Source organism: Bradyrhizobium sp. RD5-C2, from assembly GCF_019972155.1.
Taxonomy (GTDB): Bacteria; Pseudomonadota; Alphaproteobacteria; order Rhizobiales; family Xanthobacteraceae; genus Bradyrhizobium.
In genome coordinates, this window is record NZ_BOVL01000009.1 from 70,308 (window position 1) to 92,141 (window position 21,834).

The window sequence follows — 21,834 nt, forward strand, 5'->3', positions numbered from 1 at the left end:
GCACCCGGGGATGCCCCGGACTGGCGGCGTCAGAAATCCGATGGGGTGGCCTCGAGGGACGGCTTCAATGGCGTCGGCACATGACTATTCAAGCCTTGTGCCAAGCTACCGCAGTGCAAAAATCGATTTTATTGCAATGTTTTGCGCAACTTGTCGCATCGCGCGCGAAGTCCCCGCGCGCTGCCAAAAAATGCGATCCGCCCAATTCTTGTGCGCCGCACATGAATTGAGCAGAGCACTTGGACGACAGTGATCAGGCGTCTTCGGCGACCTTGGTGCCGAGCGGCGCAGGCGCCATTCCGCCGCCAGGCTTCACGCGAAATTCGTAGGTCATCAGGCTCCACGGGCCATCCGACCGCTGGCCATCGGGCATCACGGGATCGGTGCGCTGCTCGACCTTGGCGATCAGTTCGTCCTTCACGCCGAACACGACATCTGAATCGATGTATTTGTCGCCTTCCATAAACACGTGCGTGATCAGCGGCTCATAGCCCTTGGCGTTGACCAGGAAGTGGATATGCGCCGGCCGCATCGGATGACGGTTAGTCTGCGTGATCATCTGCCCGACCGGACCGTCGGTCGGGATCGGATAGCTGCACGGCACGATGGTGCGGAAGAAGAAGCGGCCGTCCGCATCGGTGATGAAGCGCGCCCGCGACGACGGACCTTCGGTGGCATAGCTCGGCTTCTGCGAGTCATAGAACCCGTCGTCGTCCGCGTGCCAGATATCGACCGGCACATTGGCCAGCGGCTTGCCGTCGAGATCGGTGACGCGGCTCTGCACGAACATGCGCTCGCCGGGCAGGCTTGCCGAAACGTCGGTGCCGTGCGGCGTCACCTTGTGCTCGCCGACATAGAACGGGCCGAGCACGGTGGTCTCGGTCGCGCCGTCGCGATCCCTGTGGTTGACCGCATCGACCAGCATCGACACGCCGAGCACGTCGGACAGCAGGATGAATTCCTGGCGGATGTCGGTGCACTTCTGCCCGGTGCGGGTCAGGAAGCCGATGGCGTGGTCCCATTCCTCGAAGGTGAGATCGGTCTTGCGCACATAATCGTGCAGCGACTTCACCAGTTCCTGCAGCAGGAACTTGGCCCGCGGATCGGGCGTCTGGTCGAAGCTACGGATGACGGCTGTGGTGAGCTCGGTTTCGTTGAACTGGGTCATCTCGGCGTTTCCCGTATCCCTTGAGGGCGTGATTGCAGGGCGACCGTACACTACCGGCCCGGTGCCGGTAAGCGGCGGCCGATTGCTGCAGCGGACACTTTTCGGCTATCAAGGCTGCCTCGCCAGCCGGAGAAAATGCCCGATGTTAGCTCCCACGCCTGCCTCGCCCGAATCCGCGGGAATGTCGACCACCGCCCTCAACCGCCTCGAAGCGCATTTGAAGAGCCGCTACATCGATTCCGGCCGCTTTCCCGGCACCCAGGTCCTGGTCTACCGCCGCGGCAAGATCGTGCATTCCACCGTCCAGGGCTTTGCCGATCTCGAACGCAAGGTGCCGGTGAAGGACGACACTATTTTCCGCATCTATTCGATGACCAAGCCGATCACCTCGGTCGCCTTCATGATGCTGGTCGAGGAAGGCAAGGTGGCGCTCGACGAGCCGGTCGCCAAATACATTCCGGAGTGGAAGAACCTCGGCGTGTTCGTCGCCGGCACCGCGCCCGCCTTCCTGACCCGCCCACCGACCCGGCCGATGCTGATCGTCGACCTGCTGCGCCACACCTCGGGCCTCACCTACGGCTTCCAGCAGCGCTCCAATGTCGACGCCGCCTATCGCGAGAAGAAGATCGGCGAGGTCATCAAGGCCGGAACGCTCGACAGCATGATCGAGGACCTGGCGAAGATCCCGCTGGAGTTCTCGCCGGGTGAAGCCTGGAATTACTCGGTCTCCACCGACGTGCTCGGCTATCTCGTCGGCAAGATTTCAGGGATGCCGTTCGAGCAGTTCCTGAAGGAGCGCATCTTCAAACCGCTCGGCATGAACGACACCGACTTCTTCGTGCCGGCCGACAAGGCGCACCGCTTTGCCGCCTGCTATTCCGCCGACCCGCAAGGCGGCTTCAACCCGCTCGCGGCCGAGCGCAAGGGCACGCTGACGCTGCAGGACGATCCGGCCACCAGCTCGTTCCTGTCGCCGCCCTCGCTGGTCTCGGGCGGCGGCGGGCTGTGCTCGACCGCGGCCGACTATCTGACCTTCTGCCGCGCGCTGCTGAACGGCGGCGAGCTCGGCGGCTTCCGGCTGCTCGGCCCGAAGACGCTGAAGCTGATGGCCAGCAATCATCTGCCCGGCGGCGTCGACCTGCCGGCGATGTCGCGCTCGATGTTCGCCGAGGCCGCCTATAACGGCATCGGTTTCGGCCTCGGCTTCGCCGTCACCATGCACCCGGCACAGACCCTGATCGCGGGCAGCCCGGGCGAATTCAACTGGGGCGGCGCCGCGACGACATCCTTCTTCATCGATCCGGCCGAGGAGCTGATCACGATCTTCATGACCCAGGTGCTGCCGTCGAGCGCCTATCCGCTGCGGCGCGAGCTGCGCACCATGGTCTACGCCGCGATCACCGAGAGCAATCTCTGACCAAACGTTCTTCCGCGGCATACGGTGTGCGCCGCGGAATTTTTCCGATTGCCGGTCATTTCCTTTGGCGGACTTTTCCCGCTTCCCCTAAGCTCACCGCAAACGGGCACCGACCCGGGGACCTCGTGCCGAAACTGACATTGCCAGTGCGTCTCGCGCTTCTGGTCGCGGGGACGATGTTGCCGCTGATCGTTTTCGCGGTCGGGATCGTCTTCCACAATTACCAGCGGGATCGTCAGGCGGCCACGCAGCGCGTGCTGGAGACGGCGCGCAGCATCCGCTTGCTGCTCGATGCGGAAATGCAGCGCATGACCGGCGGGCTGCAGGTGCTGGCGCTGACCAACTCGCTGCGCAACAGCGACTTCGACAACTTCCGCCGCGTCGCGGCCGGCTTTCTCGACCAGTACGGCAAGGACGGCGTGGTGCTGGTGGCCGACCGCAGGGGGCGCCAGGCGTTCTCCTCGCTGACGCCGGACACCGCGAGCCTGCCGCCGCGCAACAATCTCGAGATCGTCGAGAAGGTGTTTACGACGCGGCAGCCACAATACTCCAACCTGTTCTTCGGCGAGGTGAAGCAGCAACTGATCATCACGGTCGAGGTGCCGGTGATCCGCGACGGCGAAGTGCTCTACGACATCTCCTTCAGCCCGCCGATCGAGGTCTTCCAGGCCATGATCGAGCGGCAGCGCCTGAACCAGGACTGGACCATCTCGATCTTCGACGGCGACGGCGTCAACCTCGCCCGCGTGCCGAATCCGCAGGCAACCATCGGACAGCGCGCATCGCCAACGTTGTTTGCCGAGATGTTCCGCCGCAGCGAGGCGACACTGCCGACGGTCTCGCTCGAAGGCGTGGCGCTGATCACGGGCTTCACCCGGTCGCGCGTCACCGGCTGGACGGTCGCCGCTGGGATCGCCGAGAACTCGCTGGTGGCGCCGCTGTGGCGCTCGCTTGCGATCACCAGCGTGATCGGTGGCGTCCTGCTCCTGGTCGGCCTCGGCTTTGCGGTGCGGATGGCGACCACGATCGCGCGCGGCGAGATGCTGCACGATCTCCTGATCGAGGAGCTCAACCACCGCGTCAAGAACACGCTGGCGATCCTGCAATCGATCGCCACGCAGACCTTCCGCAGCGCGAGCCGCGCCGAGCGCGACAAGTTCGAGGGACGGCTCGGCGCACTCGCCGAGGCGCACAATTTGCTCTCCACCGACAAATGGCAGGGCTCCGACCTGCAGGACGTGGTCAGCCGCGTGCTGCGGCCCTATCTGCTGAACGCCTCCGAACGGGTCAGGATGTTCGGGCCGCGCGTGCCGCTGTCGCCCCGGCTTGCCTTGGTGCTGTCGATGCTGCTGCATGAGATGGCGACCAACGCCGCCAAATATGGCGCACTGTCCAACGACACCGGCACGATGACCCTGGATTGGGAGATCCTCGCGGACGGCCCCGGACCGATGCTCCGATTGATCTGGACGGAGGCCGGCGGCCCACCGGTCGCGGCGCCGGTGCAGCGCGGCTTCGGCTCCCGGCTGATCGAGCGCAGCGCCCGCGACCAGCTCGGCGGCGAGGCCACGGTGGATTTCCTGCCCCACGGCGTCGTCTACACGGTGACCTGCACCCTCGAAACCGGCGAATGACCGGGCAAATGGCCCCAATCCTGCGACATCTTGGCACGCAAGTTGCTAAGATGGGGCGGGATCGGCCGGCAAGAACACCGGCCAAAAACAGGGGGAGTTCATGTCGACCATCGCCGCGGACGCTACAGTTGCACGCAAGCCGCTCTACACATCGCTGTTCGTGCAGGTGCTTGTCGCGCTACTGCTCGGCATCATCATCGGCATGGCCGCACCCGATTTCGCGATCGGGCTGAAGATCTTCAGCGATGCCTTCCTGAAGCTGATCTCGATGATCGTTGCGCCGATCGTGTTCTGCGTGGTGGTGCACGGCATCGCGGGCGCCGGCGACCTCAAGAAGGTCGGACGCGTCGGCGTCAAGGCGCTGGTGTATTTCGAGGCGATGACGACGGTCGCCCTCGTGGTCGGCTTGATCCTGGCCTATTTGTTCGGACCCGGTCACGGCATGAACATCGATACCTCGACGCTGGATGCCAAGGCGCTCGGCAGCTATGCCAGCAATGCGCAGAAGCTGAAGGGCGAAGGCATCGGCAGCTTCCTGCTCAACATCATCCCGAGCACCTCGTTCGACGCGCTGTCGCGCAACGACGTGCTGCAGGTGTTGTTCTTCGCCATCATCTTCGGCGTCAGCCTGGCGCTGGTCGGCGGCGAGAAGGGCGAGAAAATCTCCTCGTTCATCGACGCGGTCTCCACCGTGCTGTTCCGCGCCATGGGCCTGATCGTGCGCTTCGCGCCGATCGGCGTGCTCGGCGCCGTCGCCTACACGGTCGGCAAATACGGCGTCGGCTCGCTGAAACAGCTGCTGTCGCTGGTGGCGCTGTTCTACGTCTCGGTCGCGATCTTCGTGCTCGGCGTGCTCGGCGGGGTGATGGCGCTTGCCGGCATCAATATCCTCAAGTTCCTCGGCTACCTGCGCGAGGAGCTGATGATCGTGGTCGCCACCGCATCCTCCGACGCGGTGCTGCCGCAGGTGATGCGCAAGCTGGAGCATTTCGGCGTCAAGGATTCGGTGGTCGGCCTCGTGATTCCGACCGGCTATTCGTTCAACCTCGACGCGTTCTCGATCTATCTGACGCTGGCGGTGGTGTTCATCGCGCAGGCGACCAACACGCCGCTGTCGTTCGGTGACCTGCTGCTGGTGCTCGGCGTGTCGCTGATCACCTCGAAGGGCGCGCATGGCGTGCCCGGCTCGGCGATCGTCATCCTGGCGGCGACGCTCAACGCCGTGCCGAGCATCCCGGCGATCGGCCTCGTGCTGGTGCTCTCGGTTGACTGGTTCATCGGCATGGCGCGCGCCGTCGGCAATCTGATCGGCAACTGCGTCGCCACCGTCGTGGTCGCAGCATGGGAAGGCGACCTGGACCGGGACAAGGCCCGTCGCGTGCTCGAAGGCGCTGATGCGGTCGACGTCACCGCGGGCTGAGCCACGCGATGCAGGGCGGCGGCGTCCCGCGCATGGCGCGGGGCGCCGGCTTACTTGATCAGCCGCAGATACGGCGGCAACTGCCTGGTTGCCGGTTCCTGTACCGGCTCGTCCGACGCGATCATGTCACACAGCGCCTTCAACTCGGAATCCGTCACCTTGTGCAGCTCCATCCGGAGCTCGAGGATGGCAAGGGACAACAGCCGCGCCGTTTCCGTGTTCGCCCGGTCAGTCAGAAATGCCTGACACTCTTCCAGGGTTGCCAGCAGCGCCAGCAACCGTTCTTCCGTATTTGCGACCGGCATATCTTCCACTCCCGAAGCCGCGAGGTAGAGTCGAGGTGTTCCCCTCTTCCGCTTCATTTGGCCTCTCCTGCCAGAGTTCGCCGGCTTTCCGTAGGCGCACAATTGTTCCCGATGATTCAGAACTTTTAGGCAATTGTCCAGCAACATTCCGAAAGCCTGACTTGGACTTACGTCAAACTTTTCGCATTAGCGGCGCATCCGTCAAGCAACCGCAGACCGTCGTCGCGACCTCAGGATGCACTAGCTGGGGTTGCATCCATACTAGGACGCTCGTACAATATTGGCTGCCCGTAGAACTACGGGCGAGTGCAATGCCGCCCAGTAAGCATGCGCGCAAAATCTGTGTCGATCAAACTCGCGCTAGTTGTGGTTTGGTCAATATTTTGCCAAATGTAGAGGGCGGGGTGTCGATAGACACCTTGGCGCGGTCGACTTCAGGTAGTCGACCGAGTCGGTACTTGGGTGCTTCCGATGCACATCTGCGTTTGGATACCATCCCGCGATCTTCTTGGATTTCGTCGTTCAGACGAACTGACGATCCACTCGAGCTTAACGCGGTACATCATGAACGTGTCCCTGACCCGACCGGGCCAGGGATTCTCGATTTGAAGGACGGGTCACAAGAATGAACAGATCAGCAGCAAAGAAGATGAAGCAGCGCAGCGCCGGCAAGCCGGACATTGAGTTGGGCAAGCGGATTCGTCTGCGCCGTGTCGAGCAGAAGATCTCGCAGGCGGAACTCGGCGACAAGCTTGGCGTCAGCTTCCAGCAGGTCCAGAAGTACGAGAAGGGCGTGAACCGCGTCGGCGCCGCCCGCCTTCAGCAGATCGCGACCGCGCTGGACGTGCCGGTGACCTTCTTCTACGACGGCGACAACAAGGCCCGCGAAGTCGAGAGCCTGCTGTTCCTCGACAGCGCGTTCAGCCTCCGGTTGCTGCGCGCCTACAGCAAGATCAAGGATCAGACCGTGCAGCGCCAGCTGGTGTCGCTGATGGAATCGATCGCCGCCAACGAAGACTGAACGGCAGCACAGGTACGATCGCGATACCGCGAACGCGATCGACCAGGGCGAGCGGATCGGCCGCGACCGGTCATTGGGATCGCCACGCGCCGGTCGAACCGGGAAGATATCGAAGCGCTGCCATCGGCGATGGCAGCGCTTTTTCTTTGACCGTTCGGCACGGCCAGGTCCCTGCCCCCGGCTTCGGCACAACGAGCGAGCGGTCTCCGCGTTGATGTGCGCCACAAGGTCGTGCGGCCGCCATGCCGACGATGGCGGCAGCCCCGGGCCTGCAGGACGGTCACGGTAATGTTCCGACCGCAACCAAAACTTAATCAAGACGCAACGGTCTCGGGATAGATCATCACCTCCGAACGAACGCGCCGCCCCCCATTCATGCGGCCGGGGCCGAGCCTTCCGATTTTTCGCGCCAGCGACGCAGTCCGGAGAATCGAGATATGCAGAAAGTGACACTCGTCGTCGTAGCCACGATGCTTGCGGCTCTACCGGCATTCGCCCAAACCACCGGCGCGCCCAACCCGACTGCGGCGGTCCCGCCTCATCATGCGCTGCCGGCTGCGGTACCGGCAGCCACCCAGCCAAGCCAGGCCAAGCCGGCCGCGTCGGCCTCGGTCGCGGAAACGCGATCGGCTGCCGCGCTCGCATTGTCGCGCGAGCCAACCTACGACCAGGGCAGCGCACAACGCATTCGCGACGTGGTGAAGGGCTATTCCGATCTCGCCGCCCGCGGCGGTTGGCCCACGATCCCCGCTGACGCGAAATTTGCGCTGGGCGTCCAGGGCGCCAATGACGATCTGCTGCGCAAGCGTCTGATCATCACCGGTGACCTTGCCGCCGACAAGGCCGCCGGTGCCTATGATGAAGTCTTGGCCTACGCGGTGAAGCATTTCCAGACACGCCACGGGCTCGCGGCGACCGGCACGGTGACGCCGCGGACGCTGGCTGCGCTCAACGTTCCCGTGCAGAAGCGGATCAAGCAGCTGGAGGCCTCGCTGGAGCGGCTTGACCAGATGGATTTCCAGTTCGGGCAGCGCTATGTCGTGGTCAACATTCCCGCCACCTTCGCCGAGGCGGTCGAGGACGACAAGGTTGTGCGGCGCTACCGCGTGATCGTCGGCAAGACCGAGAAACCCTCGCCGACGCTGACGTCCGAGATCACCGACGTCATTCTCAATCCGACCTGGACGGTGCCGTCATCGATCACCAAGACGGAGATCGCAGCGCATATGCGCAAGGATCCGGCCTACCTGTCGCGCATGCACATGGACGTGCTTGACGCCCACGACAACCCGATCGATCCGCATTCGGTCGACTGGTCGGGCGATCACGCGCCGAACATCACGGTGCGTCAGCAGAGCGGCGCATGGAATGCGCTCGGCGCGGTCAAGATCGATATGCCGAACTCCTATTCGGTCTACATGCACGACACCAATCAGCACAGCCTGTTCAACGACGACTATCGCTTCGATTCGCATGGCTGCTCGCGCGTCGACAATGTCCGCGATCTCGCGGCATGGCTGCTGAAGGACCAGCCGCAGTGGACCCGCGCTGCCATCGATGCCGCGATCGCCACCGGACAGCGTCAGGACGTCCGCATGCTGAAGAAGGTTCCGGTGGCCTGGATCTACCTCACGGCGTGGATGACGAAGGACCGGACCATCCAGTTCCGCAACGACGTCTACGATCAGGACCAGCAACTCCTCGAAGCCACCGCCGAGGAAGCTGCCTTCTTCAACAAGGCCGCCGAACATCCGCTAACCACGCAGTAGAACGCTTTTCCGCGAAGCGCGACCAAACGTCATCACGTTTTGTTTGCGCCTCACCATTCTGTCGCGCGGCCAATTGTCGCCCGCGCACCGAGCGACCTCACAACTCCCGCATTTGCTGCGTTGAACCGGCGTCGCCAGAACCGAGTGCATGTGCCTGGCTTTTTTGTCGCAGCAACGAAGCGGCCACACGGACGTTTTCAGGCTTCAACCAAGGAGATCTCAATGAATATCAAGCTTGCAATTATTGGACTGGCCGCGCTCGGAAGCGCAGCGTTGACGTCCGGTGCGGCATCGGCGATGCCGAACGGGCTTCCGCAGGCCAGCCACATCGCAGGCGAAACGTCCAATGTCGACAAGGTGCGCCAGGTCTGCGATCGCTGGGGCCGCTGCTACTGGCAACCGGGCTATGGTTACGGACCGCGCCATCACGGATGGCATCATCGTCCGCACGTCTATCCCCGCCATCATCACGGGTACCGTCACCACGGCGGACATCATGGTGCCGGCGGCCATCACGGCGGTGGCCATCACGGTGGCGGACATCACGGCGGACACCGGCGCTAATCATCCGCGAGGGGGCTTCGGCCCCCTCACCTTTTTCGCGCCAGTGCCGGCTACCTCTGTCACACGCGGCGGACGAGCACGTTCTCGAGGAAGAGATACTCGATGCCGGTGCCGAGGAACGTGTCGATGGCTTCGCGCGGGGTGTTGACGATCGGCTGCCCCTTCACGTTGAAGCTCGTGTTCAGCACCATTTCGCGGCCGGTCGCCCGGCCGACCGCCCGCAGCAACGCGTGGAATTCCGGATTGTCCCTGACGCCGACCGTCTGCACGCGAGCCGAGCCGTTGACATGCGTGATCGCCGGCAGCGCGGCGCGATGTTCGGGGCGCACGTCGGCGGTCATGATCATGTAGGGAAGCTCAAGCCCCTTCGGCACCTCGAACCAGTCATGCACCTGCTCAAGGCTGACCGCCGGCGCGAACGGGCGGAAGGCTTCGCGCATCTTGACCATCGCGTTGATGCGGTCGCGCATGTCAGGATGACCGGGATCGGCCAGGATGCTGCGGTGTCCGAGCGCGCGGGGGCCGAACTCCATGCGTCCGCGGTACCAGCCGAGCACGCGTCCGGCGGCGATCAGCCTGGCCGCCGCCGCGCAGGTCTCGTCGAGATCCGGAAAGCGCGTGATCTCGATGCGGCCGGCAGTGTCGGCCAGCGCCCTGTAAATCTCGGTTTGCGCGTGTGCGGGGCCGAGGAAGGGGACCGGCATCCGGACGTTCTTCACGCCGCTGTCGCGCGAGGCCGACCAGAGCGCGGCGCCGAGCGCGGCGCCATCGTCGCCTGCGGCCGGCTGAACGTAGATCTCGTCGAACAGGCCGGACTGCAGCAGGCGGCCGTTGGCCGTGCAGTTAAGCGCGACGCCGCCCGCCATCGCGAGCCTGCGCAGGCCGGTGCTGCAGCCGAAATGGCCGCAGATGTGGAGCATGACGTTGTCGAGGCATTCCTGCAGCGCCGCGGCGACGTCGCGATGGTCGTCGGTGACGTCGCCGTCGGGCGCGCGAGCGGGGATCAGATGCTCTCCGAGATGGCGTCGCGTCGCGCCGTAGGTTTCGCGATCATGGCGCTCGGTATTGAGGCGGAGCAGCGGAATCCTGATCAGGCCGTCGTCGCGCAGCTCTACGGTCCGCTCGAAGAAAGCACGGTGACGGGCGGGATCGCCGTAGGGAGCGAGGCCCATGATCTTGTATTCGTCGGAGTTGAAATCGAAGCCGAGATGCAGCGTCAGCGTGGAATAGAGAATGCCGATCGAATCCTGGGCGGTGATTTCTGCAAGCTTATCGATCGCGTTGTCGTGCGCGTGATAGACGGTGACGGCGTGGACCTCGCCCATGCCGTCGAGCACCACCACCAGGCATTCGTCCCAACCGGAGGTGTAGTAGGCGCTGGCGGCGTGGGACAGATGATGGTTGATGTGGTGGACCTTGCTAGCCGGAAATCCGGGCAGGTGCTGATCGACCTGCGCGAGCAGTTTTTCGCGCGAGAACACCTCCCTGTATTGTCGGGCGGAGGTCGGATCCAGCATGAAGGCGGCCTTGTAGGGCGCATAGTCGAAGCCGTGAGAGATCACGTCGATGTCGGATGGCTTCAGGCCGGCGGTCTCCAGGCAGTAGCTGATCGCGCCGATCGGAAAATCACCGCTGTGTTTCTTGCGGTTGAAGCGCTCTTCGGCAGCACCGGCGACGATCCTGCCGCCGACCACCAGCACCGCAGCGGAATCGTGGCCCTGTGAGATCCGATATTCGCGCTCCTCCAGGCCCGGCCAATGCTTCTTCTTGAAGGGAATCGAGCTCTCGAATCCACTGATGCCGATTATTTTTGCCATGTTCAACACCCCCTGGACGGATCACGCTCAAGGGAAATTCGAGCAGGTGCCGCGGCATCGTTGCAGAGAGGCCGCGGAAATCAAGGTCCGCATAAGTGCAGTGCCCGCCCCCGAATAGTTGGCCGAGCATCCGTTCCCCGCTTGACGGAGTACCACCTTTGCGTCGGGGGAGCTCACGAACGCATCTGCTACGATGGCGATTCTCCACCAGCCACGGTGTTTCGGCGCCTTTTGGACGGAGGTGGATGATGGATACGTTTTCCGACATTCGGTTCGAAGTCTTCAGCACGTGCCCGCAATCCGGCGCGGTGCAAGCGGCGGACTATGTCGAGCGGGTGAAGGCCGTCGCCCGCTGGAGCGAAGAGGCGGGCTGCAAGGGAATCCTAGTCTATACGGAAAACTCCCTGGTCGATCCCTGGCTCGTCTCGCAGGTGATCCTGCAGAACACCAAGGAACTCTGTCCTCTGGTGGCGGTGCAGCCGGTCTACATGCACCCGTACAGCGTCGCCAAGATGGTGAGTTCGTTCGCGCATATGTACGGACGCCGGCTCTATCTGAACATGGTCGCGGGCGGCTACACGACCGAGCTTGCGGCGCTCGGCGATGCGACGGCGCACGACAAGCGGTACGCGAGGCTCGTCGAATACACCGGCATCATCAAGCTGCTGCTGGAGAACGCCGGGCCGGTGACGCTCGAAGGGGAATTCCATGCCGTCCGCAATTTGAGGATGACGCCACCGCTGCCGCGGGAATTGCTGCCCGGCATATTCGTGTCGGGCTCCTCGGAAGCCGGGCTCTCGGCCGCCAAGTCGCTGGGCGCGACGCCGGTGAAGTATCCCAAGCCGGCAGCAGAGTACGGGCAGGCGGACGCCGACTGCGTCGGCTCGGGCGTGCGCGTCGGCATCATCGCCCGCGCGAGCGCCGAGGAGGCCTGGCGGGTCGCGCATGAACGCTTCCCGACCGACAAGAAGGGGCAACTGGCGCACAAGCTGGCCATGAAGGTCTCGGATTCGGCGTGGCACAAGCAGATGTCCGATCTCTCGGCCGAGACGGCCGCCACCCAGAACACGCCCTATTGGCTGGTGCCGTTCGAAAACTATAAAACTTTCTGCCCGTATCTGGTTGGCGACTACGGGGTCGTCTCCGACGAACTCGCGCGCTACGCCGGGGCCGGCTACGGGACGTTCATCCTGGACATTCCACCCAGCCGCGACGAACTGGCCCATACGGGCGAGGTCTTCGGACAGGCGCTGACGAAGGCCCGGCGACTGAAGTCATCAGCGCTTCGCGATCCCGGCGCGTAACGGCCTCGCAGGCTAGATTGGGCAATTGTTCGATGGAGTTGCGCGCGGACGGATCACGGCGGGGATTGTGGACGGGCTTCCTGCGGTCGGCGAAGCTGTTTCCCGACCGTCCTGCCGTCGTCGCACAGGACACGTCGCTGTCGTATCGACAGCTGCGCGAGGTCGCCGCTCGCATCGCAGCCTGCATCCAGGCGCATCGCGAAGGGTCGTCGACGCCGCTGACCGCCGTATTCGCGCATCGCAGCGCGACGGCGTTCGCCGGCGTGCTCGGATCGCTTCTGGCCGGGAACGGCTACGTGCCGCTGAACCGCACCTTCCCGATCGCGCGCACCAGATCGATGCTCGTCCGTTCGGAATGCCCATCGATCATCGTCGACGCGGACTCCTTGCCGCAGATGGACGCGCTCATAGCGGGTGTCAACGAACCGCTGCTCGTGATCGCGCCCGATCTCGAGGACCCCCGCCCCTATCGCGAACGATGGCCGCGGCACACCATCGTCGGAGCTGCCGATCTCGAAGGATACGCCGACTGGCGCGAGCCGGACGCGCACGAGGACGCGATCGCCTATCTGCTGTTCACCTCCGGCAGCACGGGGGTACCGAAGGGAGTGATGGTCGCGCACCGCAACGTCGCAGCCTATGTCAACCATGTCGCGGAGCGCTTCGCAATCACGGAGCTGGATGTCGTCTCGCAAACGTTCGACATGACGTTCGACCTGTCGGCTTCCGACATGTTCGTGGCGTGGGAACGCGGCGCCCGCGTGTGCTGCCCCTCGCAGAAGACGCTGATCAATCCGGGGCGGTTCATCCGCGAGCAGGGATTGACGGTCTGGTTCTCGGTGCCCTCGATGGTCGCATTGATGAAGCAGTCCGGCCTGCTAAAGCCGGGAGGGTTTCCCTCGCTCAGATTGAGCCTGTTCTGCGGCGAGCCGCTGCCCGTCGCTAGCGTCGAGGCCTGGGCGATGGCGGCGCCGAACAGCGTCGTGGAGAACCTCTACGGACCGACCGAGTTGACCATCGCGTGCACCGGCTATCGCTGGGATCCGAAGCGCACGCCGGCCGAAGCGGAGATGGGCATCGTGCCGATCGGCGCGCCGTTCCCGGGAATGGAGGTGCTCATCGTCGACGAGCACTTGAACGAGGTCGCGCCGGGCGCGGACGGCGAACTGCTGATGAGCGGTCCGCAGATGTCGCTCGGCTACTGGAAAGATCCCGAGAAGACCGCCGCAGCCTTCGTCGTCCCGCCCAGACGGCGGGAAATGTTCTACCGCACCGGCGACCGCGTGCGCCGGCCCGCCGGCGACGGTCCCTTGACCCATCTCGGCCGCATGGACTCGCAGATAAAGATCCTCGGCCACAGGGTGGAGCTCGGCGAGGTCGAAGCCGTGGTGCGCGGGGCCTCGGGCGTCGACGGCGTCGTGGCGATCGGCTGGCCCATCACGTCGAGCGGCTACGGCGGCATCGAAGTGCTCATCGAAGGCGGGCCGGTTGATCTCGACGGGCTTCGCGCGGCGGTCGCCGTCCTGCTGCCGGACTACATGGTCCCGAGACGATGGCACGTCCGCAGCCGGCTGCCGCGCAACGCCAACGGCAAATACGACCGCAAGGCCATGCCGGCGGTTTTGGGAGACAGCCAATGAGCGGTCCGACCACGGATGACGTCCGCGCATTCTTCGGAGCCTTCCTCAACCGGAAGCTCCAGGACCGCGGACAGCGTCCGCTGCGCGATCTCCCCGACGACTACGACCTGCTGCTGTCGGGCGCGCTCGATTCGCTCGCCTTCGTTGAGATGATGATGGCGGCGGGTGAGCACTTCGACAGGGAGATCGATTTCGAGAACCTCGATCCAGAACAGATGACGCTGATCGGGCCGCTGTGCCAGTTCGTGTCGGAGCAATTGACGCAGCGTCGATTGCGAAATGGGCCGACCGGGTCGTCGCCGCCATTCGGCTAGGGAGGGATTGATGGCGGGGACCCGTGCGCCGGCGCAAATTCAGACACGCTCCAAGTATCACGCCGCCGATATCCTGCTCCGACTCCTGAAAAGCCGGCGACGTCCTGCGTCCGCTCAAGCCGAAGCGGCAACGCGCTCCGGAAGCGCATTGGCGCCGGCGAAGCAGCGGGAGGTCCGGTTCGCGGATTTCGAAAGCGTCGCGAGGCTGAAGGAACGCGGGGGCCTTGCGAAAGACAGTCCGGAGAACTGGGATCGGCTCTGGCGACAAAATCCGGCGATGGCCGCCGTCAAATCGCAGCCAAGCATGGGGTGGGTGCTGGAAACCGAGCAGGGGATTGTCGGGTACCAGGGAAACATTCCCGTGCTCTACCAGCTCGAAAGCCGAACGATATTCGCCGCGACCGCCGCTGGCTTGGTGATCGACCCGGCGTACCGCACCCGCTGCATCGGCCTGCTGGCTTCGTTCTTTCGGCAGCGAGACGTCGATCTCCTTGTCATCACGAATTCGACAGCATCGGTGGTCAATCAATCAAAAGCCCTTCATGCGAAGTCGTTGCCTGACCCCGACTACGACAAGATCCTGTTCTGGATCCTGGATGTCCATCGCTTCGCGCGGGTGCTCGCAGCGAAGTTCGACGTCGGGAGCGGAATGGAGTCTGTCGGAGCTTTCCTTGCCTCGTCGGCAATGCGTTTGGATTCGCTCCGCCGCGGACCACGGGGCCGTTCGACCAGCAAGGTGACGGAAATCGATGTGAGGGATATCGGGGACGAATTCGAAGCGCTGTGGCGACGCAAATTGGGCGAGGCCCCTCGGTTGCTGGCCGACCGAAGTCCCGCCTCTCTCCGGTGGCACTTCACGCTCCCTGGGAGCTCTTCGACGGTTGCCGTGCTTTGCTGCCATCGATTCCAGCGCTTGGCGGGGTATGCCGTCGTGCTGCATGCGGTCGACCGTGAGACAGGTTTGCGACGGTCGACGCTCGCCGACATCCTGGTGGAGCAGGATGACACAGACGTGACCGAGGCGCTGCTCGAGGCGGCCTATGCCAACGCGGTCGCGTCGGGCGGTCAACTCTTCGAGCTGGTCGGCGTGCCCGGACATATCCGGGAGATCCTGATGAGATGGAATCCCTACGTCAGGACTTACCCGACCGATCCGCTCGTCTACAGGACGACGGACGAGGGCCTGGCTCGCGCCCTCGAAGACGAGAACGCCTGGTACGCCGGCCCGTTCGACGGCGACGCAACGCTGCTGCCGTGACGGCTCCGCTGAGCCGGCGCGGCGTCGGCCCCCTCACCCTTGCGTTAAAGCGCCGCCAGCACGGCCTTCGCGACATCTGCGGTGCCGTTGCTGCCGCCGAACTCGAACGGCTTGATGCCGGCGGCATAGACCTTGTCGACGGCGCGCTCGATGCTTTCGGCGGCTTCAGCGGCGCTCTCCAGACCGTGCCTGTCGGCGAGCCAGTCCAGCATCATCGCAGCCGACAGGATCATCGCAGTCGGGTTGGCCTTGCCCTGCCCCATGATGTCGGGCGCCGTGCCATGACACGGCTGAAACACCGCGTAGCGGTCACCGATATCGGCCGACGGCGCCATGCCCATGCCGCCGATCAGACCGGCGGTGAGGTCGGACAGGATGTCGCCGAACATGTTTTCGGTCACCATGACGTCGAAGTCCCAGGGGCGCTTCACCAGCGCGGCCGCAGCCGCGTCGATGTAGAGGTGATCAGCCTTGACGTCGGGATGACGCTTCGCGGTCTCGTCGAAGATGCTCCGGAAGAACGCGAACGCCTTGAACACGTTCGCCTTGTCGACGCAAGTCAGCCCGCCGCCGACGCGGCCGCGCGCCTTGCGGCGTTCGGCAAGCCGGAAAGAGAACTCGAACAGCCGCTCCGAGGTTCGGCGCGTGATCACCATGGTCTCGCGCGCCTCGCTGTCGGTGACGACGCCCTTGCCCATCGAGGCGAACAGGCCCTCGGTGGATTCCCTGATCACGACGAGGTCGATGCCCTTCTGATCGGCGCCGACGATCGTGCTCGGCACGCCCGGGATCAATCGCGCGGGCCGCACGCCAGCATATAGATCGAAGATCATGCGCAACTCGATCTGCGGCGCGATCTCGGTGTTATCAGGGTAGCGCACCGACGGCAGCCCGCAGGCGCCGAGCAGGATCGCGTCAGCCTCCTCGCACAGCCGCACCGTGCTCTCCGGCATCGACTTGCCGGTCTGCTTGTAGTGGCCAGCACCGGCCGGCGCCTCGGTGAAGCGGAATTTGAGGCCGGACGACGCCTCGATCCTGCGCAGCACTTCGAGCGCCGGCGCCATCACCTCCGGACCGATGCCATCGCCACCGAGAACTGCGATGTGGAGTGCGTCGTTGGCGGACATGGGAAGCTCCGAAAGATGACCGTCATTCCGGGGCGCGAAGCGAACCCGGAATCTCGAGATTCCGGGTTCGATGCTTCGCATCGCCCCGGAATGACAGCAGAGAAAACTAAGGCGTCAGCACCGCGCGCCCGACGAGCTGACCCTTGTGCAGACTGGTCAGCGCCTCGTTCGCCTTCGCCAGCGGCATCGGCGTGACCGGGATCGCCGGGATCTTCTTCGTCCGCACCAGGTCGAGCAGCTCCTGTGTCTCGCGCAGATTGCCGACATAGCTGCCCTGGATGGTAACCGCCTTGATCGGGATCAGCGGCAGCGCCCAGGTCGCGCCGCCGCCGAACAGGCCGACAATCACGAGCTTGCCGCCCTTGGTCAGGCAGTCGAAGCCGAGTTGCGAGGTCTGGGCGTTGCCGACCAGGTCGATCGCAGCGCGGATCGGCTGCCCCGCTTTCTTGATGAGCTGCTCCAGCGCGTGGGGCGCCTTGCCGTCGACGGTCGCGAGCGCACCGGCAGCTTCCGCTGCCTCGCGCTTCCTGGCGTCGATATCGACCACGATCGCGCCCTTGCCGCCCATCGCCTTCAACAGCGAGAGCGCCATCAGACCGAGACCACCGGCGCCGAAGATTACGATCGGCGTGTCGAGATCCTTCTCGACCTTCTTGAGTGCGCTGTAGGTCGTAACACCAGAGCAGGCGTAAGGCGCGGCCGTGACGGGATCGAGCCCCTTGAGGTCGAGCAGATATTTCGGATGCGGCACCGTCATGTGATCGGCATAGCCGCCGTCGCAATAGACGCCGAGCGCATTCGGCTTGATCGCGCACATGTTCTCGTCGCCGCCGAGGCAGGTCGGGCATTTGCCGCAGCCGAGCCACGGATAGGCGAGCGTGACATCGCCGACCTTCAGGCCGCCCTTGTCGGCGTCCTTCACATCCGGCCCGAAGGCGACGATTTCGCCGACCGTCTCATGGCCCATCGTGCGCGGCAGCGAGACGCCGCGGTCCTTCAGCGACAGCGGCTTGCGGCCATGGCCGAGATCATAACCGCCCTCCCAGATGTGCAGGTCGCTGTGGCAGACGCCGGCGGCCTTCACCTTGATCAGCACCTGCGTGCCCGACGGCTGCGGCGTCGGCTGATCGACCTCTTTCAAGGGGGCATTGAAATCGACGACCTGGAAACTCTTCATCGCTGTTCTCCCGAAGCTTGTTCTTGAGGCGGACCTTGCCACGCCTGCCCGCCCGGGACAAACGCTCAAGACCCCATTTTCGAGCAAGCCGCCATGCAGCTCGCTCGACGGCCAACGCGCCACTATTCAGAGGCGTGAGTATTCAGATCAACGGATGATGGCAAGCCGCGAACTGGCCGGGCGCAACCACGCGCAGTTCCGGCACCTCGCTGGCACAGCGCGCATCGGCCCGCGGGCAGCGGGTGCGGAAGCGGCAGCCCGACGGCGGCGCGATCGGCGAGGGCGGCTCGCCGACCGGCACGCTCGTGGTCGGCCGGACATCCGGATCCGGCACCGGGATCGCTTCGATGAGCAGCGCGGTATAAGGATGCGCCGGCCGCGCAAACAACTGCTCCGACGGACCGACCTCGCAGAGCCGGCCGAGATACATCACCGCGACGCGATCCGAGACCGCCTTCACCACGGCGAGGTCGTGGGCGATGAACAGCAGGGTCAGGCCGTAGCGCGCCTTCATCTCCTCCAGCAGATTGAGGATCTGCGCTCGGATCGAGACATCGAGCGCGGACACCGGCTCGTCGCAGATCACGAATTCCGGATTGAGCACCAGCGAACGGGCGATGCAGATGCGCTGGCATTGTCCGCCGGAGAATTCGTGCGGCAGGCGTCCGCTCACCAGCGCGGGGTCGAGCCCGACCGCCGACAGCACCTCGCTGACGCGCCGCCAGCGTTCCTCGGGATCCTTGACGCCGGCGATCACCAGCGGCTCGGCGACGATATCGCCGATCCGCCGCCGCGGATTGAGCGAGGCAATCGGGTCCTGGAAGATCAACTGCACGCGGCGGCGCATCTTGCGCAGCGCCTCGCCCTTCAGGGAGGTGAGATCGTGCCCGTCGAACAGCACCTTGCCGGAGACCGCCTGGCGCAATTGCAGCACGGCGCGGCCGAGCGTGGACTTGCCGCAGCCGGATTCGCCGACCAGCCCCAGCGTCTCGCCACGCGCGATCTCGAGGCTGACATCGGAGACGGCATGGATGGTCTTGCCCCCCACCGAATACTCGACGACGAGGTTTTCCACTTTCATCAGTGGATTGGAGGCAGCCTGCAACATCATGCGCGGCCTCCCGCCGCGATCGGATGGAAGCAGGCATAGAGATGCTCTAACGTCTCTGCCGGACTGAGCCGCGGCTTCTCCGTACTGCAGCGCCCGGCGGAATAGCGGCAACGCGGCGAGAACGAGCAGCCTTTCAGCGGCCGGGTCGGATCCGGCGGCCGTCCCGAAATCGCCGGCAGCGGCGTATGCGGCGGCACGTCGAGCTTCGGCAGCGCGGCGAGCAGCGCCTCGGTGTAGGGCATCCGCATCTGCTTGAACAACGCAGGCGTCGGCGCACGCTCGACCACGCGCCCCGCATACATCACCGCGACCTCGTCGGTGCGGCCGGCGACCACGCCGAGATCATGCGTGATGATGATCATCGCCATATGGCGGCGCTGCTGCTCGCGTGCCAAGAGATCCAGGATCTGCGCCTGGATCGTGACGTCGAGCGCGGTGGTCGGCTCGTCGGCGATCAGGAGTTTTGGTTCGCAGGACAACGCCACCGCGATCGCGACGCGCTGGCGCATGCCGCCGGACAGCTGATGCGGATATTGCGTCAGCCGCTGCTCGGGTGCGGGAATGCCGACCGCCGTCAGCAGCTCGATGCTGCGCTGCCTGGCCTGGGCCAGATCGAGCTCGAGATGTTCCTGGATGGTCTCGATCAGCTGGGTGCCGATGGTCAGCACCGGATTGAGCGAGGTCATGGGATCCTGGAACACGACCGCGAGCGAGCGGCCGCGCAGCTTGCGCAATTTCTCCGCCGGCAGCGTCGTGAGATCCTGCCCGTCGAACATCACGCGGCCGGACAGCTTAGCCTTCTTAGGCAGAAGCTGCAGGACGGCCCGCGACAGCATGGTCTTGCCGCAGCCGGATTCGCCGACAATGCCGAGCGTCTTGCCGGCGCCGACGGTGAGATCGACATGATCGACCGCCCGCAGGTTGCCGCGCGGTGTCGGCAGGTCGACCACCGCGTTCTCGACCGAAAGCAGCGCACCGCTCATAGCGCACCCTGCCTCGGGTCGGTCAGCGCACGCATCGTGTCGCCGATCAGGTTGAATGAAAGCACGGTCAGGAACATCGCAATCGCCGGAATGAAGGCCAGCCGCGGCGCCACGTCGAGGCTTTCACGCCCCTCCCCGATCATGCTGCCCCAGCTCGAGATCGGCGGCGGCACGCCGAGGCCGAGGAAGGAGAGCGAGCCCTCGACCACGATGGTGACGGCGACGCCGAGCAGGAAGAAGGCGATGAGCGGCAGCAGCACGTTGGGCAGCAGCTCGCGCAGCAGAATGCGCGCATGGGTGGCGCCGAGCGCCTGCGCCGCGATGACGAATTCGCGCCGTGCCAGCGTCAGGGTCGCGGCCCGCGCCACCCGCATGAAGGCCGGAATGCCGAGCACACCGAGGATGCAGGTCAGGTTGAAGATCGACTGGCCGAGATAGGCGGTGACCGCAAGCGCCAGGATCAGCGGCGGGAACGCCAGCAGCACATCCATGCTGCCGACCACGAAGGATTCGAACCGACCGCGGAAATAGCCGGCGAGCATGCCGAGCGCACCGCCGATGGTGACGCCGATCATCGGTGCGCAAAGGCCGACGATCAGCGAGATGCGTGCGCCATAGATCAGCCGCGACAGCTCATCCCGGCCGAGGCCGTCGGTGCCGAGCCAATGCTCGGCCGAGAACGGCGCCCGCCGCTCCAGCATGTCCATGTCGGTCGGGCTCGGCAGCGGCAGCAGGTCAGCAAAGATCGCGACCGCGAACACCAGCACCATCCAGCCGATCGCGCACCAGAACAGCATGCCGAGCCGGCGGCGGCGCCGCGCCGGCGTCGCTTCGGTCTCGTCGAGGCTGAGCTCAAGCGTGGCCATGGCGGATCCTCGGGTCGAGCACGGCGTAAAGCAGGTCGACGATGAAGTTCATGATCACGAAGCCCGCGGCAACCAGCAGCACCACGCCCTGCAGAATGATGAGGTCACGGGTATAGATCGCGCCGACCAGAAGGCGCCCGATCCCCGGCAATGCGAAGATCGATTCGACGATCACGGCGCCGCCGATCAGGCGGCCGATATTGATGCCGGTGATGGTGACGAGCGTCAGCGAGGACGGCTTCAGCGCGTGCACGAACAGGATGCGGGACGGCTTCAGGCCCTTCGCCTTGGCGAGCGCGATATAATCCTCCTGCAACGCTGCGATCATGTCGGAGCGCAGCACGCGCATGATGCCCGGCCATTCCGCAAGCCCGAGCGTCAGCGCCGGCAGCACCATGAAGCGCAGGTTGGCGACCGGGTCCTCGGTGAACGGCACGTAGCCCGTCGCCGGCAACATGCGCAGCTCGACCGCAAACAAATAGATCAGGAGGATCGCGGAAAGGAAGGTCGGCACCGACAGCATGCCGAAGGCCGAGCCGGTCATGAAGCGGTCGAACGCCGAGCCCGCCTTGGCGGCGCATGCGATCGCGAGCGGCACGCCGATCGCAAGCCCGATCAGCTCGGCGAGGATCATCAGCTCGAACGAGACCGGGACGCGCTCGCTGACCGCCTGCCACACGGTCTGCCCGGTGCGGAACGAGCGTCCGAAATCGCCTTGCAGGATGTGCCACAGCCAGCTGAGATAGCGCAGCCAGATCGGCTGATCGAGCCCCAAGTCGTGACGCAGGGCCGCGACATTCTCAGGCGTCGCCTGGTCGCCGAGGATCACGTAGGCCAGATCGCCGGGCAACAGCGAGGCGATCACGAAGGTGAGAACCGAAACCGCGATCAGCACCGGTACCAGGTACAGGAGCCTGCGCGCGACGAAGAACAGCATGA

19 protein-coding genes are annotated in these 21,834 nt (G+C 64.8%); 10 read left to right on the forward strand and 9 right to left on the reverse strand.

What is annotated here, in order from left to right:
- Nucleotides 1-253 precede the first annotated feature (253 nt).
- Nucleotides 254-1,168, reverse strand: coding sequence for an intradiol ring-cleavage dioxygenase (locus BraRD5C2_RS10020; protein ID WP_223968110.1), 915 nt, complete (start codon nucleotides 1,166-1,168; stop codon nucleotides 254-256).
- A 142-nt stretch (nucleotides 1,169-1,310) separates the two neighbouring features.
- Between BraRD5C2_RS10020 and BraRD5C2_RS10025 the strand changes: the two genes are divergently transcribed.
- The 3 genes from BraRD5C2_RS10025 to BraRD5C2_RS10035 all read left to right on the forward strand — a co-directional run bounded on the left by BraRD5C2_RS10025 (nucleotide 1,311) and on the right by BraRD5C2_RS10035 (nucleotide 5,639).
- The gene (locus tag BraRD5C2_RS10025) at nucleotides 1,311-2,585 is read left to right on the forward strand and encodes a serine hydrolase domain-containing protein (protein WP_223968111.1); all 1,275 of its coding nucleotides are present in this window, start codon (nucleotides 1,311-1,313) and stop codon (nucleotides 2,583-2,585) included.
- A gap of 176 nt (nucleotides 2,586-2,761) precedes the next feature.
- The gene (locus BraRD5C2_RS10030; RefSeq protein ID WP_223968252.1) at nucleotides 2,762-4,219 is read left to right on the forward strand and encodes a sensor histidine kinase; all 1,458 of its coding nucleotides are present in this window, start codon (nucleotides 2,762-2,764) and stop codon (nucleotides 4,217-4,219) included.
- 100 nt (nucleotides 4,220-4,319) lie between these two features.
- The gene (locus BraRD5C2_RS10035; RefSeq protein ID WP_223968112.1) at nucleotides 4,320-5,639 is read left to right on the forward strand and encodes a dicarboxylate/amino acid:cation symporter; all 1,320 of its coding nucleotides are present in this window, start codon (nucleotides 4,320-4,322) and stop codon (nucleotides 5,637-5,639) included.
- 50 nt (nucleotides 5,640-5,689) lie between these two features.
- On the opposite strand, the gene BraRD5C2_RS10040 is transcribed toward BraRD5C2_RS10035, so the two are convergent.
- Entirely contained in the window at nucleotides 5,690-6,001 is a 312-nt protein-coding gene (locus tag BraRD5C2_RS10040; RefSeq protein ID WP_143046883.1) for a hypothetical protein, read from the reverse strand.
- Between the two features lie 568 nt (nucleotides 6,002-6,569).
- On the opposite strand from BraRD5C2_RS10040, the gene BraRD5C2_RS10045 reads away from it, so the two are divergent.
- The 3 genes from BraRD5C2_RS10045 (at nucleotide 6,570) to BraRD5C2_RS10055 (ending at nucleotide 9,298) form a co-directional block, all read left to right on the forward strand.
- Nucleotides 6,570-6,965: a helix-turn-helix domain-containing protein gene (locus BraRD5C2_RS10045; RefSeq protein WP_016844123.1), complete on the forward strand. Its 396-nt coding sequence runs from the start codon at nucleotides 6,570-6,572 to the stop codon at nucleotides 6,963-6,965.
- Between the two features lie 437 nt (nucleotides 6,966-7,402).
- On the forward strand, nucleotides 7,403-8,734 hold the full coding sequence (locus tag BraRD5C2_RS10050; RefSeq protein WP_223968113.1) for a L,D-transpeptidase family protein: 1,332 nt from the start codon (nucleotides 7,403-7,405) through the stop codon (nucleotides 8,732-8,734).
- Between the two features lie 222 nt (nucleotides 8,735-8,956).
- The gene (locus BraRD5C2_RS10055; protein WP_223968114.1) at nucleotides 8,957-9,298 is read left to right on the forward strand and encodes a hypothetical protein; all 342 of its coding nucleotides are present in this window, start codon (nucleotides 8,957-8,959) and stop codon (nucleotides 9,296-9,298) included.
- 59 nt (nucleotides 9,299-9,357) lie between these two features.
- On the opposite strand, the gene BraRD5C2_RS10060 is transcribed toward BraRD5C2_RS10055, so the two are convergent.
- A complete protein-coding gene (locus BraRD5C2_RS10060) occupies nucleotides 9,358-11,115 on the reverse strand; it encodes a carbamoyltransferase family protein (protein WP_223968115.1) in 1,758 nt (585 codons plus the stop codon).
- A 248-nt stretch (nucleotides 11,116-11,363) separates the two neighbouring features.
- Here BraRD5C2_RS10060 and BraRD5C2_RS10065 point away from each other — a divergent pair, with 248 nt between their 5' ends.
- From BraRD5C2_RS10065 to BraRD5C2_RS10080, 4 genes are all read left to right on the forward strand, one after another.
- Complete coding sequence (locus BraRD5C2_RS10065) at nucleotides 11,364-12,419, forward strand: LLM class flavin-dependent oxidoreductase (RefSeq protein WP_223968116.1); 1,056 nt, start codon at nucleotides 11,364-11,366, stop codon at nucleotides 12,417-12,419.
- Between the two features lie 65 nt (nucleotides 12,420-12,484).
- Nucleotides 12,485-14,059, forward strand: coding sequence for an amino acid adenylation domain-containing protein (locus BraRD5C2_RS10070; protein WP_223968117.1), 1,575 nt, complete (start codon nucleotides 12,485-12,487; stop codon nucleotides 14,057-14,059).
- A complete protein-coding gene (locus tag BraRD5C2_RS10075; RefSeq protein ID WP_223968118.1) occupies nucleotides 14,056-14,373 on the forward strand; it encodes an acyl carrier protein in 318 nt (105 codons plus the stop codon). The genes BraRD5C2_RS10070 and BraRD5C2_RS10075 overlap by 4 nt, the downstream gene beginning before the upstream one ends.
- 10 nt (nucleotides 14,374-14,383) lie before the next feature.
- A complete protein-coding gene (locus tag BraRD5C2_RS10080; RefSeq protein WP_223968119.1) occupies nucleotides 14,384-15,631 on the forward strand; it encodes a hypothetical protein in 1,248 nt (415 codons plus the stop codon).
- 44 nt (nucleotides 15,632-15,675) lie between these two features.
- On the opposite strand, the gene BraRD5C2_RS10085 is transcribed toward BraRD5C2_RS10080, so the two are convergent.
- From BraRD5C2_RS10085 to BraRD5C2_RS10110, 6 genes are all read right to left on the reverse strand, one after another.
- Nucleotides 15,676-16,758 (reverse strand): isocitrate/isopropylmalate dehydrogenase family protein, encoded by a 1,083-nt coding sequence (locus BraRD5C2_RS10085; protein WP_223968120.1) that lies wholly within the window; start codon nucleotides 16,756-16,758, stop codon nucleotides 15,676-15,678.
- A gap of 106 nt (nucleotides 16,759-16,864) precedes the next feature.
- Nucleotides 16,865-17,935, reverse strand: a complete 1,071-nt coding sequence (locus BraRD5C2_RS10090; RefSeq protein WP_223968121.1) for an alcohol dehydrogenase — start codon at nucleotides 17,933-17,935, stop codon at nucleotides 16,865-16,867.
- Nucleotides 17,936-18,077: 142 nt separating this feature from the next.
- The gene (locus tag BraRD5C2_RS10095) at nucleotides 18,078-19,046 is read right to left on the reverse strand and encodes an ABC transporter ATP-binding protein (RefSeq protein WP_223968122.1); all 969 of its coding nucleotides are present in this window, start codon (nucleotides 19,044-19,046) and stop codon (nucleotides 18,078-18,080) included.
- The gene (locus BraRD5C2_RS10100; RefSeq protein ID WP_223968123.1) at nucleotides 19,043-20,029 is read right to left on the reverse strand and encodes an ABC transporter ATP-binding protein; all 987 of its coding nucleotides are present in this window, start codon (nucleotides 20,027-20,029) and stop codon (nucleotides 19,043-19,045) included. The genes BraRD5C2_RS10095 and BraRD5C2_RS10100 overlap by 4 nt, the downstream gene beginning before the upstream one ends.
- Nucleotides 20,026-20,895, reverse strand: a complete 870-nt coding sequence (locus tag BraRD5C2_RS10105; RefSeq protein WP_223968124.1) for an ABC transporter permease — start codon at nucleotides 20,893-20,895, stop codon at nucleotides 20,026-20,028. The genes BraRD5C2_RS10100 and BraRD5C2_RS10105 overlap by 4 nt, the downstream gene beginning before the upstream one ends.
- On the reverse strand, nucleotides 20,882-21,832 hold the full coding sequence (locus BraRD5C2_RS10110; RefSeq protein ID WP_223968125.1) for an ABC transporter permease: 951 nt from the start codon (nucleotides 21,830-21,832) through the stop codon (nucleotides 20,882-20,884). Before BraRD5C2_RS10110 ends, BraRD5C2_RS10105 begins: the two co-directional genes overlap by 14 nt.
- Nucleotides 21,833-21,834: the final 2 nt, after the last annotated feature.